13 protein-coding genes are annotated in these 15,715 nt (G+C 57.3%); 6 read left to right on the forward strand and 7 right to left on the reverse strand.

From position 1 onward, the window contains the following. Positions 1-189 precede the first annotated feature (189 nt). Positions 190-1,962: a DUF1631 family protein gene (locus ACQUWM_RS03035; protein WP_428921143.1), complete on the forward strand. Its 1,773-nt coding sequence runs from the start codon at positions 190-192 to the stop codon at positions 1,960-1,962. Between the two features lie 19 nt (positions 1,963-1,981). Further along, complete coding sequence (locus ACQUWM_RS03040; protein WP_407000462.1) at positions 1,982-2,398, forward strand: PilZ domain-containing protein; 417 nt, start codon at positions 1,982-1,984, stop codon at positions 2,396-2,398. Positions 2,399-2,441: 43 nt separating this feature from the next. On the opposite strand, the gene ACQUWM_RS03045 is transcribed toward ACQUWM_RS03040, so the two are convergent. From ACQUWM_RS03045 to gloB, 7 genes are all read right to left on the reverse strand, one after another. Further along, the gene (locus ACQUWM_RS03045; RefSeq protein WP_428921144.1) at positions 2,442-3,227 is read right to left on the reverse strand and encodes an enoyl-ACP reductase FabI; all 786 of its coding nucleotides are present in this window, start codon (positions 3,225-3,227) and stop codon (positions 2,442-2,444) included. 65 nt (positions 3,228-3,292) lie between these two features. Continuing rightward, the gene (locus ACQUWM_RS03050; RefSeq protein WP_428921145.1) at positions 3,293-4,894 is read right to left on the reverse strand and encodes an ABC transporter ATP-binding protein; all 1,602 of its coding nucleotides are present in this window, start codon (positions 4,892-4,894) and stop codon (positions 3,293-3,295) included. Between the two features lies 1 nt (position 4,895). Beyond that, positions 4,896-5,915, reverse strand: a complete 1,020-nt coding sequence (locus ACQUWM_RS03055; RefSeq protein ID WP_407000916.1) for an ABC transporter permease — start codon at positions 5,913-5,915, stop codon at positions 4,896-4,898. A gap of 6 nt (positions 5,916-5,921) precedes the next feature. After that, positions 5,922-7,007 (reverse strand): microcin C ABC transporter permease YejB, encoded by a 1,086-nt coding sequence (locus tag ACQUWM_RS03060; protein ID WP_407000464.1) that lies wholly within the window; start codon positions 7,005-7,007, stop codon positions 5,922-5,924. A 43-nt stretch (positions 7,008-7,050) separates the two neighbouring features. Continuing rightward, positions 7,051-8,874, reverse strand: a complete 1,824-nt coding sequence (locus ACQUWM_RS03065) for an extracellular solute-binding protein (protein ID WP_428921146.1) — start codon at positions 8,872-8,874, stop codon at positions 7,051-7,053. Between the two features lie 80 nt (positions 8,875-8,954). Further along, the gene (locus tag ACQUWM_RS03070; protein WP_428921147.1) at positions 8,955-10,700 is read right to left on the reverse strand and encodes a LysM peptidoglycan-binding domain-containing protein; all 1,746 of its coding nucleotides are present in this window, start codon (positions 10,698-10,700) and stop codon (positions 8,955-8,957) included. 155 nt (positions 10,701-10,855) lie between these two features. Beyond that, positions 10,856-11,650, reverse strand: coding sequence for a hydroxyacylglutathione hydrolase (gloB, locus tag ACQUWM_RS03075; RefSeq protein WP_428921148.1), 795 nt, complete (start codon positions 11,648-11,650; stop codon positions 10,856-10,858). Positions 11,651-11,748: 98 nt separating this feature from the next. Between gloB and ACQUWM_RS03080 the strand changes: the two genes are divergently transcribed. From ACQUWM_RS03080 to ACQUWM_RS03095, 4 genes are all read left to right on the forward strand, one after another. Beyond that, entirely contained in the window at positions 11,749-12,561 is an 813-nt protein-coding gene (locus ACQUWM_RS03080; RefSeq protein ID WP_407000470.1) for a class I SAM-dependent methyltransferase, read from the forward strand. Next, positions 12,551-12,994, forward strand: a complete 444-nt coding sequence (gene rnhA, locus ACQUWM_RS03085; RefSeq protein WP_407000471.1) for a ribonuclease HI — start codon at positions 12,551-12,553, stop codon at positions 12,992-12,994. Before ACQUWM_RS03080 ends, rnhA begins: the two co-directional genes overlap by 11 nt. Positions 12,995-13,012: 18 nt before the next feature. Further along, on the forward strand, positions 13,013-13,726 hold the full coding sequence (dnaQ, locus tag ACQUWM_RS03090; protein ID WP_407000472.1) for a DNA polymerase III subunit epsilon: 714 nt from the start codon (positions 13,013-13,015) through the stop codon (positions 13,724-13,726). 248 nt (positions 13,727-13,974) lie between these two features. Further along, positions 13,975-15,681 carry a chemotaxis protein gene (locus ACQUWM_RS03095; protein ID WP_407000473.1) on the forward strand — a complete coding sequence of 569 codons (1,707 nt, stop codon included), beginning with the start codon at positions 13,975-13,977 and terminating at the stop codon, positions 15,679-15,681. Positions 15,682-15,715: the final 34 nt, after the last annotated feature.

The raw sequence follows: 15,715 nt of genomic DNA on the forward strand, positions 1-15,715 counted from the left end.
AGACAGGGATTCTGGTACCCTGCAGGTCGTGCCAATATTAACTAAACAAGCCGGTCTACATTGAGGTAAACCCCGGCGAGTTGGTTATACTGCGTCATTTGGTAGCCCATTTCAACGCTTCTTACGTGCGGATGAAGGATGTCTCAGAACCGGCGGAAACCGCTTTCAGCAGTGCCCCCTGGACAGGTAATGGAAAGGATTTCGGATGTCCTGTCCGGCATTCGAGTACCGGACCTTCCGTATCCGGTCGGAAAAGTCCCGACGGAATCCGTCAGCGACTGGCAGCCATTGCTGTTTTCCTGCTGGACGGAGCAGCGGGACGAACGGGTGACACAGCTGATACGTTCGGTCTCCCTCACCTGGTCGGTGCGCCAGATTAACGCAGCCTATGTGGCTGATCGCATCATGGATGTGTTCGTGCAGACCAGCGGGCTGCACCCCGAGCTTGCCCGGCGGATTGCCCGCCTGCGCTTCTTCCTGGCCTGGCGTATGAACGAGGAGGGAGCGGCCGCCTTCAGCGACAACCTGCTGTCCTGGCTGGACGGCCTGCAGGAGCTGAGGGGCTGGAGCGATTCGGGAGGACGCTCGTCCAAATTATTGCTCGACCAGTTGGACTCTCTGGTGATTTCCGTCTCGGCCTGTTTCGAAACGGGTACCCGGAAACCTCTGGAGGCGTTCTGCCGGGATTGGCAGATGGATTCCGACAAGCGCGCTCAGCAGATATCCAGGTTCCGTCAGCGCCTGCTTGAAACCGAGAGCGGCGCTGCCAGGCAGCGGCGTGCCGAGCAGACCGCCAGGGCCCTGGTGGGGCGTGCCCTCCATGATCGCCAGTTACCCAGGCCCATTATCGCCTTTATTTTCGAATACTGGATGCCGCTACTGAAGCAGGTGGTTTGGTCTGGCGGCATGGATGGTGAAAACTGGCGGCACAGCGGAAAACTCCTTGAGTGGCTGGTCTGGATTGGTGACCCGGCACTGTCTGACAAAGACCGCAACCGCCTTTACCATGTGGGTGAGCAGATCGGTGATCGTATTCTGGATGTCTGGCAACGGGTTCAGGGCGAACCACTGCCTACAAAGGCTCTGGAAGGCATACAGACTGTGATGATGGCTCGCCTGAGGGGAGAGAGTCCGGAGTTGGCCGATGGGCTGTCGGGTCAGTCCGGTTTTACCTGGGACACCGCCTGGTTGTCTTTCGAAGGCCCGGATCAGCAACGCCTTGACGAGCTGGAAGGTCACTGGTTTGTCGAGGGGGAAGGAACCGGTGAACAGCGGCGATACTTTTTTGCGTTATTGCCGGACACCGCTGAAATATTGTGGACGAACGGCTCTGGCGTAAAGCTGGGGCTGCAGCCCTGGGCGGAGTTCGAGGCCGCAAGAAGCCAGGGTCGTATCCGCCCGTTACCGGCATTGACGCCGTTTGGTCGTATTCTCACCGATGCGGTCACGTCTCTTGCGACTGTGCTGGAAAAGCAGAAAGCGCTGCGGGAAAAAGCCGCCAGGGAAGCCCGCAACCGGGCCGATGCGCTGAAGAGGGAAAAGGAAGCCGCGGAGGCCCGGCGCAAGGCAGAAGAAGCGGAACGGCAGGCAGAAATCGACAAGCGCAGGCGCGAAGAACAGGAAAAACGCCAGGCTGACGAACAGGCGGAACAGGAGCGCGAAGAACAGGAAAAGCTGGCGGCTGCGCGCAAGCTGGTGGGTAACATAAAGCTCGGTGGCTGGATTGTTCTCAATGAGAACGACGCCAGCGGTGATCCGGTGAGGCTGAAGCTGGCCGTACGGATTAATGCTTCCAACAAGCTGGTGTTTGTTGATCGCCTCGGTCTCAACAGAAGGGAGTTTCCCGGAGATGAACTGGTTCGGGGCGTCCTTTCGGGGGAGGTCCGTGTGCTGGGCAGTTCCGCGGAATTTGATGAGACCCTGAGTCGGGTCGTGGGGCGAATACGGGTTGGTCGCAACTGAGGGAGCAGGGTGTAGAGCCATGAGTGATGTGGATTACAACTTCGGGAATAACGAAGACGTGCCGGCAGGTAAGGACTCCCGGGGAGACTATCGGCTTTTCGCCAGTGCGTACGCGACCCTGGAACTGGATTCCGGGATGCCCGGTAGCTCTGGTGGTCCGTCGTCGGGCGCGAGGATTCTGGAGTGCCGTATCAGGGATCTTTCCGTCGGCGGCTTATGTCTGGTGACGTCTCTGCCGGTAACCACTGGGGCACTGTTATCGGCCAGTGTAACGTTGGGGCGCGGGCACTCGCCGTTCCAATTCACCGTGGAGGTGGTGTGGTGCCATGAGGGCAGTCCCGGCGAATGGCTGGTGGGTATCAGGATTCAGGAATCGGACGATACGTCCTACCTGGATTGGGTGGAAGCTGTCTCAAAGGTGATGGTCGAAGATTAGCAAGACTCCACCGGGCGTGTTACAGCCCGGTGGAAAAGCAAGCTCAGTCCTCGAGTTCGCCCATGCCGGTGATGTTGAAACCGGCGTCTACATACATGATCTCACCGGTGACACCGCTGGCCAGGTCGGAGCTCAGGAAGGCTGCGGCGTTACCCACTTCCGCCGTGGTCACGTTGCGGCGCAGGGGGGCGCGCCTGGCGTTTTCAGCCAGCATACGGCGGAAGCTCTTGATGCCGGATGCCGCCAGAGTCTTGATCGGGCCGGCGGAGATACCGTTTACCCGGATGCCATCACGACCCAGACTTGCCGCCATGTAGCGCACATTGGCCTCAAGCGAAGCCTTGGCCAGACCCATGACGTTGTAGTTCTGCAATACCTTCTCGGCGCCCAGGTAGCTCAGTGTCAGCAGTGAGCTGTTTTCGTGCATCATGCCACGGGCGCCTTTCGCGAGCGCGACAAAGCTGTAAGAGCTGATGTCGTGCGCAATCCTGAAGCCCTCACGGGTGGTTACATCGACGAAATTGCCATCGAGCTCATGGGCCGGGGCATAGCCAACCGCATGAATGATGATGTCGATATTATCCCAGTGCTTCCCGAGTTCCTTGAACACATTTTCGATTTCTTCGTCACTGGCAACATCACAGGGGAAGGTGAGCTTGCTACCCCATCCCTCTGCGAATTTTTCAACCCGGGACTGAAGTTTCTCGTTCTGGTAGGTGAAGGCCAGTTCCGCGCCTTCACGGGCAAATGCTTCGGCAATGCCGTAGGCAATTGAATGTTTGCTGGCAACGCCAACAATCAGTGCTTTCTTGCCACTGAGTAATCCCATTGGTTTTCTCCCTGCGTTCTCGGTTTGCATGCATTATCCCTGATGTGAATCAAAGGGGGTAACGCTCAATTGGTCGTAGGCTTTTGATAGAACAGTGCGGCACTCAACAGTTCCTGAGTGTAGCCCTGTTTCGGTGACTGGAATATCTCCGTTGCGTTTCCGTACTCGACCACCTTGCCATTCTGCAACACCAGCAGCTTATGGCTCAGCGCTCTTACGACCGAAAGATCGTGACTGATAAAGATGTAGCTTAGCTGATAACGGGCCTGGATATCCCGCAGCAACTGGATAACCTGTTTCTGCACCGTGCGGTCGAGGGCCGAAGTGGGTTCATCGAGAATGATGACTTCCGGTTGCAACACCAGGGCCCTGGCGATCGCGATGCGTTGACGCTGCCCGCCCGAAAACTCATGGGGGTAGCGGTGTCTTGCCTCCGGGTCGAGGCCGACATCAGAGAGTGCCTGGATGACTTTCCGGTCCTGCTCTTCCGCACTGGCCGGGGTATGGATTTCCAACCCCTCACGAACGATCTCGGCGACGGACATCCGCGGGCTCAGGCTGCCAAAGGGATCCTGAAAAACAATCTGCACACGGCTGCGATAGGGCCGAAACCGCTTCTGGTCCAGATGTGCCAGCTCCTCGCCGTTCAGGCGAATACTGCCGGTGGCGCCCGTGAGCTTGAGCAGGGCATGGCCGATGGTGGTTTTACCGCTGCCGCTTTCCCCGACAATGCCGAGGGTTTCTCCGCGGGCCAGAGTAAAACTGGTGTCCTGAACCGCGTGGAAGTAACGGGTTGTTCGGCCAAACAGGCTTTTTTTGATCACAAACCGCACATCGAGGTTGCTGACCTCAAGCAGCGGTTGATCTGATTGATCTGTGCTGACGGGATGCTCCGGGGGCTCGGCATCCAGCAGGCGACGGGTGTAGGGGTGTTCCGGCGCGCTGAACAGTTGCTCAGTGGTGGCCAGCTCCACCAGTTTGCCCCGTTCCATGACCGCGACCCGGTCCGCATAACGGTGCACGATGGACAGGTCGTGGGTAATCAGCAGGATGGCCATGCCGAATTCCCGTTGCAGGTCCCGTAGCAGTTCCAGGACCTGACGTTGCACGGTTACATCCAGCGCCGTGGTGGGCTCGTCGGCGATCAGCAATTCCGGCTCGTTGGCCAGCGCCATGGCGATCATGACACGTTGCTTCTGGCCACCGGATAACTGGTGAGGGTAGCTGTTCAGTCGGGATTCAGGCTCAGGGATACCAACCAGTTCCAGTAGTTCAAGGCAACGTTTGCGCGCCTGGGGGCCCCGCAATCCCTTGTGAAGGGCGAGGGTTTCACTGACCTGTTTTTCAACCGTATGCAGGGGATTCAGGGAGGTCATGGGTTCCTGAAAGATCATGCTGATCCGGTGCCCGCGAATTTGCCGAAGCCTTTTGTCATCCGCCTTCAGCATGTCCTCACCCTGGAAGAGGATCCGCCCGGAAGGGTAACGGGCGTGTCGTTCGTCCAGTAACCGCAGAATGGAAAGCGCGGAAACGGATTTTCCGGAGCCGCTTTCACCCACCAGGGCCAGGGTTTCTCCCCGGGTGATGTCGATGGAGAGGTCATCGACCACCAGATGATCTTGATCAAAGCGAATGGCGAGGTCTGAGATTTCCAGCAGCTTGGACATATCAGTTTTTTCTCGGATCAAAGGCGTCGCGCACGGCTTCGCCGACGAACACCAGCAGGGTCAACATCACGGACAGCGACACAAAAGCCGAGATACCGAGCCAGGGCGCGTGCAGGTTGGTCTTGCCCTGGGCGATCAGCTCACCCAGCGAAGGTGACCCCGAAGGCAGGCCGAACCCCAGGAAGTCCAGCGAGGTGAGCCCGGTAATGGCGCCCGTCAGAATGAAAGGCAGGAACGTGAGCGTCGCCACCATGGCATTGGGGAGGATGTGCCGGAACATGATTTTTCGATTACCCAGCCCCAGTGCCCTGGCGGCGCGAACGTATTCAAAGTTCCTTGCCCTGAGAAACTCGGCCCGGACCACATCCACCAGGCCCATCCAGCTAAACAGCAACATGATTCCCAGCAGCCACCAGAAATTGGGCTGGACGATACTGGACAGAATGATCAACAGGTACAGCACCGGCAGACCAGACCAGATTTCGATGAATCGCTGGCCCAGCAGGTCGATCTTGCCGCCATAGAAGCCCTGGATCGCCCCGACGGTAACGCCAACAATGCAACTGGCAATGGTCAGTGTCAGGCCAAAGAGCACGGAAATCCGGAATCCGTAGATCACCCGTGCGGCGACATCACGGCCCTGGTCATCGGTACCAAGCCAGTTTTCGGCGCTGGGCGGGGCGGGAGAGGGCACCTCCAGATCATAATTGATGGTGTCATAGCTGAAGCGGATGGGTGGCCAGAGCATCCAGCCATTGGCCTTGATTTCGTCTGCGATGAACGAATCCCGGTAATTGGCTTCGGAGGGTAGGAAGCCGCCAAAGGTTTCCTCCGGCACGGCCTCCACTACCGGAAAGTAGAAATCACCCTGATAGGACACCACCAGGGGCGCATCGTTGGCAATGAGTTCCGCCACCAGGGACAAACCGAACAGTGCCAGAAAGACCCACAGGGACCAGAAGCCCCGGCGATTGTTGCGAAAGTTCCGCAGCCTTCGCTGCTGGATCGGGGTGAGTGACATCATGCCTCAGGCACCCTCCCGGCTTTCAAAATCAATGCGCGGGTCCACCAGCACGTAAGTGATGTCGCTGATAAGTTTCAGCACCAGTCCCATCAGCGTAAAGATGTAAAGCGTGCCGAAGATCACCGGGTAATCCCGGTTGAGTGCAGCTTCAAAGCCGAGCAGACCCAAGCCGTCCAGGGAGAAAATGACTTCAATCAGCAGGGAACCGGTGAAGAACAGCGAAACCAGTACGCCCGGCATGCTGGCAATCACAATCAGCATGGCGTTGCGGAACACGTGGCCATAGAGTACCTGCTTTTCCTCGAGTCCCTTGGCCCTGGCCGTCACTACGTACTGCTTGCTGATTTCATCCAGGAACGAGTTCTTGGTCAGCAAGGTGAGGGTGGCAAAACCGCCGATAACATTGGCGGTGACCGGCAGCGCCAGGTGCCAGAAATAGTCGCCGATTTTCTGGTACCAGTTAAGCTCGTCGAAATTGGAGGAGGTCAGCCCGCGAAGGGGAAACCAGTCGAAATAGCTGCCACCGGCAAACAGCACGATCAGCAGGATGGCAAACAGGAAACCCGGAATGGCATAGCCAACGACAATGGCAGAGCTACTCCAGACATCAAACCGTGAACCGTCAGTGATCGCCTTGCGAATGCCCAGGGGGATGGAAATCAGGTAGATGATCAGCGTGGACCAGAGACCGAGGGATATCGATACCGGCATTTTGTCAACGATCAGCTCAAGCACCGTTCGTTCACGGAAAAAGGACTCGCCAAAATTGAAGGTGGCGTAATCCCCCAGCATCTTGAAGAAGCGTTCATGGGCCGGCTTGTCAAAGCCGTACATGACCTCGATCTCTTTCAGCAGTTCGTCCGGGATGCCCCGTGAGCCACGGGTGTCGCCGTCGGAGGAGGCCACTTCACCGCCACTGCCGCCGCCGCTGGCGCGGGCCAGGGCACCCCCGCCATGACCCTCCATTTCGGCGATCAGCTGCTCGACGGGGCCGCCGGGCGCCGCCTGCACGATAACGAAGTTAAGCAGCATGATGCCGATCAGCGTCGGAATGATCAGTGCCAGCCGTCGTAGTATGTATACGCCCATCTAGTGGAGCCCTTTCACCGTTGTACCGATCGCAATCATTGGGTCAGGGTTGAATCCACCAGTTGTCGATATCAATGCCGTTCTTGGGTGTCATGTCAGGGCGTTCCAGGTAACCCCAGTACGCAATACGGTCGCGGGGCAGATACCACTGGGGGATCACATAGTGACCGTGAAGAAGCACGCGATCCAGCGCGCGTACGCGGTGAACCAGTTCTTCCCGGTCCGGGGCCTGGATAACCTTGCTGACCAACTGATCAACCACCGGGTCGTTGACGCCCATGTAGTTCCTGGAGCCATTCACATCGACATTGGAGGAATGCCAGTACTCCCGCTGCTCGTTACCCGGCGAGTCGGACTGGGGCAACACCTGGGTAATCACGTCGTAATCGAACTGCCGTACGCGCTGAACGTACTGGTTGGTATCGACCAGCCGAACGGATACATCAATTCCAAGCCGGGCGAGGTTATCTTTAAAGGGCAGTACAATACGCTCGAAGTTTTTCTGGTGCAGCAGCACTTCAAACGCCAGCGGCTGGCCATTGTCAGTGTTCACCATTTTCCCGTCGCGAATATCGTATCCGGCCTCTTTGAGCAGCTGCAACGCCTTGCGCAGGTTTTGACGGAGACCGTTTTTGCCTTCAATGACCGGCGGCTGATAGTCCTCGGTGAAGACGTCCTCCGGCAGTTGATCACGATATTGCTCCAGAATCTCGAGTTCCCGGCCTTCTGGCAATCCGGTAGAGGCCAGTTCGCTGTTCTCGAAGAAACTTTCTGTGCGGGTATATTGGCCGTAGAAGAGATTTTTATTGGCCCATTCGAAGTCAAAACCGTAAGACAGCGCTTCCCGAACCCTGGGGTCCGAAAACATCGATTTGCGGGTATTCAGGACAAATGCCTGCATGCCTGCGGGGCGTTGATGCTCAATGGCTTCCGTCACAATCGTGTTGTTGTCGAACTTGTCGCCGTTGTACGACGTGGCCCAGTTCTTGGCGGAAGATTCAATGCGAAAATCAAAACTGCCGGCCTTGAAAGCCTCCAGGGCCACAGTGTCATCAGAGTAGTAGTCGTAGCGAATTTCATTGAAATTGAAACGGCCTTTTCGACTTCCAATATCCCGGGCCCAGTAATCATCGACCCGTTTGTAAGTGATGGAGCGCCCGGCCTCGAAACTGCCGATTCTGTACGGGCCGCTGCCCACCGGCGGTTTCAGACCATTGCGACCGAACTCACGGCCGTCCCAGTAATGGGCGGGCAGGATGGGCATTTGTCCGAGGATCAGTGGTAACTCACGATTATTGGTGTCGCCAAAGTCGAAGCGTACCCGGTGTTCATCTTCCACGGTGACTTCGGTGACGTCGGCGTAGTAATTCCGGTAGAACGGATGTCCTTCCGTTGTAAGCGTTTCGAAGGAGAACCTGACGTCCTCTGCGGTAATAGGTTCGCCGTCCTGGAAGCGTGCTTCCTCACGGAGGTTGAATATGACGTAGCTGCGGTCCTCCGGGGTTTCCAGGGATTCCGCAATCAGCCCGTAGGCGCTGAAGGGTTCATCATCGGACGATTCCAGCAGCGTGTCATACAAATAGCTGCTGACTCCGGCGGCGGCGACACCGCGAATCACGAACGGATTAAAGGAGTCATAGCCGTTCGCCACGACCGCCATGCGTAGCGTGCCGCCCTTGGGGGCGTCCGGATTGACGTAATCAAAGTGGCTGAACCCCTCGGAGTATTTGGGGGCTCCATGCATGGCGATGGCGTGTCCGGTGGCGGTATCGGCATCCGCCGCCTGTGCGGGGAGTGGGGCAGCCAGGAGTGCCAAAGCCAGTGAGCAAAACGACGTAAGGTATGAGGTTGTCCGTGTTGTTGTCATAGATCTCGCACGTTTTGGTGAATCGTCCAGGAATCAATGATTGTTTTTATTGCCCGGAGTTCCCGCCGTTGGCGAAATTGTCAGGGGCTGTTCCTGATATCTACGTAGAGTACCAGACTTTGCCCCGGCTGGAGATAACGGGCGGAGTTCAGGTCGTTCCAACTTGCGATATCGCGCACATTGACTGAAAACCGGCTGGCGATGGCTGACAGGGAATCACCCTTGCGCACCTTGTAGCCAACCTTGCGAACCATGGCCTTGCCCCGGTCGTTGCTGGCCGTGGTTTTTGGTTGGGTGGTCTGTGACCAGATCACGAGTCGTTTACCGGGAATCAGCGGATCGCCCGGCGCCATATTGTTCCAGGCCGCCACCTGGCGAACGGAGACCCGATGTTCGCGGGCGATATCCCAGAACGTGTCCCCACGCCGGACGGTATAGTTGACGCGATTACCCTTCCGGTTGCGCGACTGCTTTTTCTCCAGACGCTGACTGGCACTGAGCGCGTACTGGTCGGAATTCTGGCTGGCGGAGGGGATCATCAGTCGTTGACCAACACGAATCATGTCGCCGGAGAGGTTGTTGACACGGCGAATAACGGACGTTGTGGTGGAAAACTTCTTTGCCACGGTGCTCAGGCTGTCACCCGCGACCACCTTATAGTTGCGCCAGGCTACTCGTTCATTTTCTGGGATTTTGCTCAGTGCCTCCCTGAACGTGCTGGCCTTTTCCCGTGGAATCAGCAGGCGGTGAGGACCGTCGGGGGCAGTTGCCCAGCGGTTGAAGGAGGGGTTGAGCAGATAGATTTCGTCGACATCCACCTCTGCCAGCTCTGCTGCCTGGGCAAGATCCAGTTGTGAACCGGTTTCCACCACTTCGAAATAGGGTTCGTCACTCAGCGGCGGCAGTTCGATGCCGTAGTCTTCGGGCTTGTCGAAAATCTTTGCCAGGGCAATCAGTTTGGGCACGTAGTGGGTGGTTTCCCGTGGCAACTTCAGGGACCAGTAATCCGTCGGTTTGTTGGCGTTACGATTTCGGCGCATGGCGATGGAAACCGTGCCGCCGCCACTGTTATAAGCCGCCAGGGCGAGGGTGTAGTCGCCGTCGAACCGTTTGGCCAGACGGTCCAGATAGGTCAGGGCAGCGTCTGTTGCTTCAATAATGTCTCGGCGGTCGTCGTGCCACCAGCTTTGAGTCAGGCCGAAGTATTTACCGGTACTGGGAATAAACTGCCACAGCCCGGCAGCCCGACCGTGAGAATAGGCGAAAGGGTCAAACGCACTTTCAACCACAGGAAGCAGGGCGAGCTCCGTTGGCAGGCCACGTTTTTCGGTTTCCGAAACGATGTAATGCAAATAGCGACTGCCGCGCTCAACCACTCGGCGGATGTAACTCGGGTGCTTACGGTACCAGTCGAGCTGGCTTTTTACCCTGGGGTCAGTGACGTCGTGATCAAGCTCAAAACCGGCCCGGAGGCGGTGCCAAAGGTCTGTTGTGGCATCGGCGTCATTGTCAGCCTGTTGCCGGGGAGAATCCAGTTTGTCCCTGGCACCTTCCGCTGCGGCTTTCAGTTCCGGTGCGATGGCTTCGTCGAGCTCTGTGCGGGCGTCTTTGTCTCTGCTGTCACCGGATTCAACGGACTCCTTCAGCTCATCGTCGCCGGCGGCAACCGTCGTTTCCCTGGAGTCGAGGGGGCTATCGCCGTCCTCATTGTTGTCGCCGAGATAGGTGGCGGGGTTGATCCAGTCAGGCGTACTATTTTCGAGGGTAGTGCAGCCGCCCATCAGGGCGCTCGCGAACAAAAGCGTGGAAAGTTGTCTGACCGGCATAGTAATACTTCCGACTGGCTGTATACGCCGGGATATGTATGGAAGCCCGGCACATTTAATAAGTTATGGCAATAATTTTGAAAGGATTCTATGGTCGCGGTCAGAAGGGGTCAAGAAACCTCTGGTTACGTCATTGAGAGGATTTGTTAACCGCGTTAGAAGTGATCCTTGCCATGTCGGACGGCGGCAAACACTTCATCCTCGGAAGTCGAAGGCAAGCCGTTGTCGGTGCAGTAGCTTTGCGCCGATTCGATAACCGCCGGGTCATCCCATCTGAGAAACGGGTTCAGTCGCTTCTCGTCACCTAGCAGTGAGGGTACGGTGGCCATCCCTTTATCGCGCAGAGCCTGGCATTTATCCTCAAAACGCCGCAGGTTGTCATCCTCCGGCAGCCAGTGCCGGGCGAACCTGAGATTGGCCAGGGTGTATTCATGGGCACAATAGACCAGCGCGTCATCGGGCAGGTCTCTCAGGCTTGCGAGGGACTCGCGCATCTGGGATGGCGTGCCTTCGAACAGGCGACCGCAACCGCAGACAAACAGGGTGTCGCCACAAAACAGCACCGGGTGGTCGTTGACCGGTGTCGCGGAAAAGTAGGCGATATGATCGAGGGTATGCCCCGGTACGCCAATGACCCGGAAGGTCATCGAATACCAAGTGACCTCGTCGCCCGGTCGTACTGCCTGGGTAATTCCTTTGAATGGCGACCCGGCCGGACCGGTGATCCTGCAATCCGGTGCGTCTCCGGCCAGGGAGTTTACCCCACCCACGTGGTCCGGATGGTGATGGGTCACCAGTATGGTGTCGAGCGTCAGATCATGCTGTCTGAGGTGTTCCCTGACCGGTTCCGCCTGGCCCGGGTCAACTATCAGAGCCTTGCCGGAATCGGTATCCGCAAGACACCAGATGTAATTGTCGTTAAACGCCGGGATGGCGGTGATGGTCAGCATAGCGCCCTACATGTGCCAGATGGATGTGCCTGTTATGATAATGCATTACCCGGAACGCCCCAAGGGGGCGGAAATTACCTGGCCGAGGGCAGAACACAATGGCATCGCGCGAACCCGTTGATTTCTCTTTACGGCATGACAGCTTTGAGAGGTGGTACCAGACGCCCCTTGGGCGTGCGCTGCTTGCGGATCAGCGTGCGTGCGTTGATTTCCATCTGAGCGAACTGGCCGGGGCAAGGCAGCTGCAGGTGGGGATCAGTCATCGTTTCCCGCTGGCCAGCGGCACCGATTTCTCCCAGAAGATCGTAAGCACCCCGAACTGGAGCCCGGCTATTCCCGACGGTGTCGCCGTCTGTGATGCGGATGAATTGCCTTTCCCGGGTGACTCCATGGATCTGGTGATACTTCACCACACGGCGGATTTCTCCCCCCATCCCCATCAGGTATTGAGGGAAGCCTCCAGGGTGCTACGCGGTGAGGGTACGATCCTGCTGATTGGCTTCAACCCCATCAGTACCTGGGGGTTGCGCAGGCTGTTGTCGAGATCTCGTACTGGTCCATGGGGCGGGCGTTTTCTGATGAAAAGCCGTATGGAAGACTGGCTCAGATTGCTGGACTTTTCGGTGGAGTCTTCGCGCTCATGCTTTTACCATTTGCCACTGCAGAGGCCGGTGACGGAGCGTCGCCGCAATCTGCTCGAGAAACTCTGTGGTAACGGGATTCTTCCGGTGGGTGCCTATTACTGTATCCTTGCGAAAAAGCGGGTCTGCTCTCGCATTCCCCGTCGCCCCGTGTGGAAACAGCAGAAAGTGATTACACTGCCCGGTTCCGGAACCGTGGGTGCATCGCGAGGATGTGCCAGCCGATCCACTATCAAATCATCCAATTCAGGGAGCAGTAATGGCCGGTAAGGTTGTGCTTTATACCGATGGCGCCTGCAAGGGCAATCCTGGCCCGGGAGGCTGGGGCGTGGTGCTCCGATACGGAGAGACCAGGAAAACTCTCCATGGCGGTGAACCGCAGACCACCAACAACCGCATGGAGCTGATGGCAGCCATCAAGGGGCTGGAGGCTTTAAACCGGCCTTGCGAGATAGAGCTTTATACCGACTCTCAGTATGTCCGCAAAGGCATCACTGAATGGATGGCCGGTTGGAAGCGAAACGGCTGGAAAACCTCGGCAAAGAAACCGGTGAAGAACGAGGACCTGTGGCGGGAACTGGACAGCCAGGTGGCCCGTCATGCTGTTAACTGGCACTGGGTGAAAGGGCATTCCGGAGTTCCCGATAACGAGTTGGCGGATGAGCTTGCCAACCGGGGTGTCGAAGAACTGGCAAATGGGTAATCAGAGACGGGCAGGGGTATGAGACAGATAGTACTGGACACTGAGACCACGGGTATTGATCCATCGGAAGGTCATCGGATCATCGAAATCGGGTGTGTGGAGATGGTTGAGCGGCAGCTCACCGGCCGCAACTATCATGTTTACATCAATCCCGAGCGTGAAGTTGAAGCGGAAGCGATCACGGTCCACGGTATTACCAATGAGTTCCTGGCGGACAAGCCGGTGTTTTCTGAAATCGCGGACGAATTCTTCGAGTTTATCCGGGACGCTGAACTGGTCATTCACAACGCTGCGTTTGACGTGGGCTTCATGGACTCGGAATTTGCCCGCCTGAAACCCGTCCGCAAAACCGCGGATCATTGCGGTATTGTGGACTCCCTCGCTATTGCCCGGAAGAAGCATCCTGGCCAGAAAAACAGTCTGGATGCCCTGTGCAAGCGCTACGGCGTTGATAACAGTAATCGTGAGTTGCACGGCGCATTGCTGGATGCCGAGATCCTGGCGGATGTCTACCTGCTGCTGACCGGTGGTCAGACTGCACTTTCCCTGGATGCCGGTACCGACAATGACAGCGGCATGGATGGCATTCGTCGATTATCCGCCGAGCGGAAGCCGCTGAAGGTTCTGAAAGCGTCTGAAGATGAGTGTGCGGCCCATGACGAGTTCATGGAACTGCTCTCCAAGCAGGCGGGCGGGACCGTCTGGGAGCGTATGGACAATCCGGGAGAGTAACGCCGGATCCGGGTACACTGAACCCAGAGTGCGAACTGGGTCGTGCTGTACTTTTTGTTACATTCCGGGTTTCTTGAGCTACTTGAGTTTTATGTTATAAGTAATGATAAGTTCGCCAGTTTTTTGCGAACACAATAATTAACCGGACAGGACAAAACCGGTTCATAACAAGGCCTCGAAGTCCATCGGCAGGGTCACACTCCAAGAACAGGACGCGGTAGTTTCCGCGAAGTCAACAGGAAGCGTTTATGGTTCAATCGTCTCTGGCGACGAAGTCACAGTCCTTTGATCTGGTCAAAAGTGAAATTGAGCAGACCATAAAGCAGGCAGAGTCCAGCCTTGAACGCTTTCAGGAAAACCGCGAGAGTGGGGAAGATCTGCAAAACTGTGTGGACTTCCTGAATCAGCTTCGCGGTATCTTCATTCTGGTGGAACTGCGCGGCGGCACGCTGTTGTGCCAGGAAGCCGTCACCATGGCGAACGACGTACCTGTCGGCGCCAACGATGACAAGAACATTCTGCTGACCACGCTCAACAGCGCATTGTTCATTCTGCGCCGTTACGTTGAATATTATCACCAGCAGCGGGCGGACCATCCGGAATTGTTGCTCCCGGTGATCAATGACTTGCGCGAAGCCCGCAGGGAAAAACCTTACCCCGAATCCTGCTTCTTTGACGTTGATGTCAAAGCCCGACCGGACTTCTGTTCCGGGGTCGCGCTTAAGCCCTTTGAGGGCAATGAATCAGAATACGAAATCCTCGCGCGCCGCATGAGGCTGACGTTCCAGGTCGCCCTGCTGGGCATTCTGCGGGAGCGTAATGACGTGGTCAGCAAAAAGCTGATCGGACGTGCCGCCAGGGGGCTGGCCAGGGTGTGCCAGGGAGCGCCGATGGGGCAGATGTGGTGTCTTGTCGCGATCGTGGCGGACACCATGCTGGATCGGGCTATGCCTTTTACCAAAGCCCGCAAGCGCATGTTCATGCGGATAGAAAAGTATGCCAGGGAAGTGGTCTACGTCGGCAAGGTGGCCACTTCCAAGGACGCTCCCGACTCACTGATCCGCGACTTGATCTATATCCTCTACCGGAGCGGGTCTGGCAATCCAGAGGTGGCCGGCATTCTGTCTGCGTACCGACTGGCGCCGGCGGAGTTCCCGGACTCCATGCTGGAGGCGCACGCAAGGAGGCTATACGGTCCCGGTGCGGATGTTCTCAAGTCGCTTTCCGAAGCATTGCAGGATGAGCTGAACCAGCTGAAGGACAAGCTGGATATCATTGAGCGCGGTATTGAACCTGATCTGGCAGAATTCTCATCAATCGCGGACACCCTTGAGAGGCTCGGTAACACCCTGGTCATGCTGGACCTGAACCAGCTTGCCGGAAAATGCCGGGGCGAGGCAGCCCGCCTGCGTAGCTGGGAGTCTGAGTCACGACCGCCTGCCGATGACGAGCTCTACGCACTGGCGGATTCCGTGCTTGGCATAGAAGACGCCATAATGCAGATTGTGACTCGTGGCATCACCTCGGAAACCGATGCCCTGGCAACGGGTGAACGTAAGCGCGATGAATCCCTGTATCTGCAGGAAGCGACTTACGTTGTGGCCGATGAGGCCAGGAGCGCGCTGACACTGGCCAAGCGTGCCATAACCGCCTTTATTGAGTCTGATTACGATAAACTGCACCTTGCCAACCTGCCTGGAACGCTGCACAGCATCTGGGGCGGGTTGCATATGGTCGGGGATCCCGGCGCCGCCAGTGTTCTGGAACGGGTTGCAGCCTCGATTCAGCAGCGACTGCTGGATTCCCGGGAAGCGCCGTCCCCACAGGTGCTGGAAGCTCTGGCGGATGCGCTGACATCCCTGGAGTATTACATCGAGAGCATAGGCAAGCGTGAAGATCGTAACGCAGACCTGCTCCGCCTTGCCGAGTCATCACTGAACGATGTAGGCCTGTAGAAAGGCATAAAAAAACCCTGCTCAGTAAAGCAGG

The sequence above is a fragment of the Marinobacter sp. DUT-3 genome, assembly GCF_050379435.1.
Taxonomy (GTDB): Bacteria; Pseudomonadota; Gammaproteobacteria; order Pseudomonadales; family Oleiphilaceae; genus Marinobacter.

Bases quoted from the DNA above. Each gene is read 5' to 3' on its own strand.
- ACQUWM_RS03065 (WP_428921146.1), bottom strand. From the start codon at position 8,874: ATGACAACAACACGGACAACCTCATACCTTACGTCGTTTTGCTCACTG.
- ACQUWM_RS03080 (WP_407000470.1), top strand. From the start codon at position 11,749: ATGGCATCGCGCGAACCCGTTGATTTCTCTTTACGGCATGACAGCTTT.
- ACQUWM_RS03095 (WP_407000473.1), top strand. From the start codon at position 13,975: ATGGTTCAATCGTCTCTGGCGACGAAGTCACAGTCCTTTGATCTGGTC.
- dnaQ (WP_407000472.1), top strand. From the start codon at position 13,013: ATGAGACAGATAGTACTGGACACTGAGACCACGGGTATTGATCCATCG.
- ACQUWM_RS03070 (WP_428921147.1), bottom strand. From the start codon at position 10,700: ATGCCGGTCAGACAACTTTCCACGCTTTTGTTCGCGAGCGCCCTGATG.
- ACQUWM_RS03035 (WP_428921143.1), top strand. From the start codon at position 190: ATGGAAAGGATTTCGGATGTCCTGTCCGGCATTCGAGTACCGGACCTT.
- ACQUWM_RS03060 (WP_407000464.1), bottom strand. From the start codon at position 7,007: ATGGGCGTATACATACTACGACGGCTGGCACTGATCATTCCGACGCTG.
- ACQUWM_RS03055 (WP_407000916.1), bottom strand. From the start codon at position 5,915: ATGTCACTCACCCCGATCCAGCAGCGAAGGCTGCGGAACTTTCGCAAC.
- rnhA (WP_407000471.1), top strand. From the start codon at position 12,551: ATGGCCGGTAAGGTTGTGCTTTATACCGATGGCGCCTGCAAGGGCAAT.
- ACQUWM_RS03045 (WP_428921144.1), bottom strand. From the start codon at position 3,227: ATGGGATTACTCAGTGGCAAGAAAGCACTGATTGTTGGCGTTGCCAGC.
- ACQUWM_RS03050 (WP_428921145.1), bottom strand. From the start codon at position 4,894: ATGTCCAAGCTGCTGGAAATCTCAGACCTCGCCATTCGCTTTGATCAA.
- gloB (WP_428921148.1), bottom strand. From the start codon at position 11,650: ATGCTGACCATCACCGCCATCCCGGCGTTTAACGACAATTACATCTGG.
- ACQUWM_RS03040 (WP_407000462.1), top strand. From the start codon at position 1,982: ATGAGTGATGTGGATTACAACTTCGGGAATAACGAAGACGTGCCGGCA.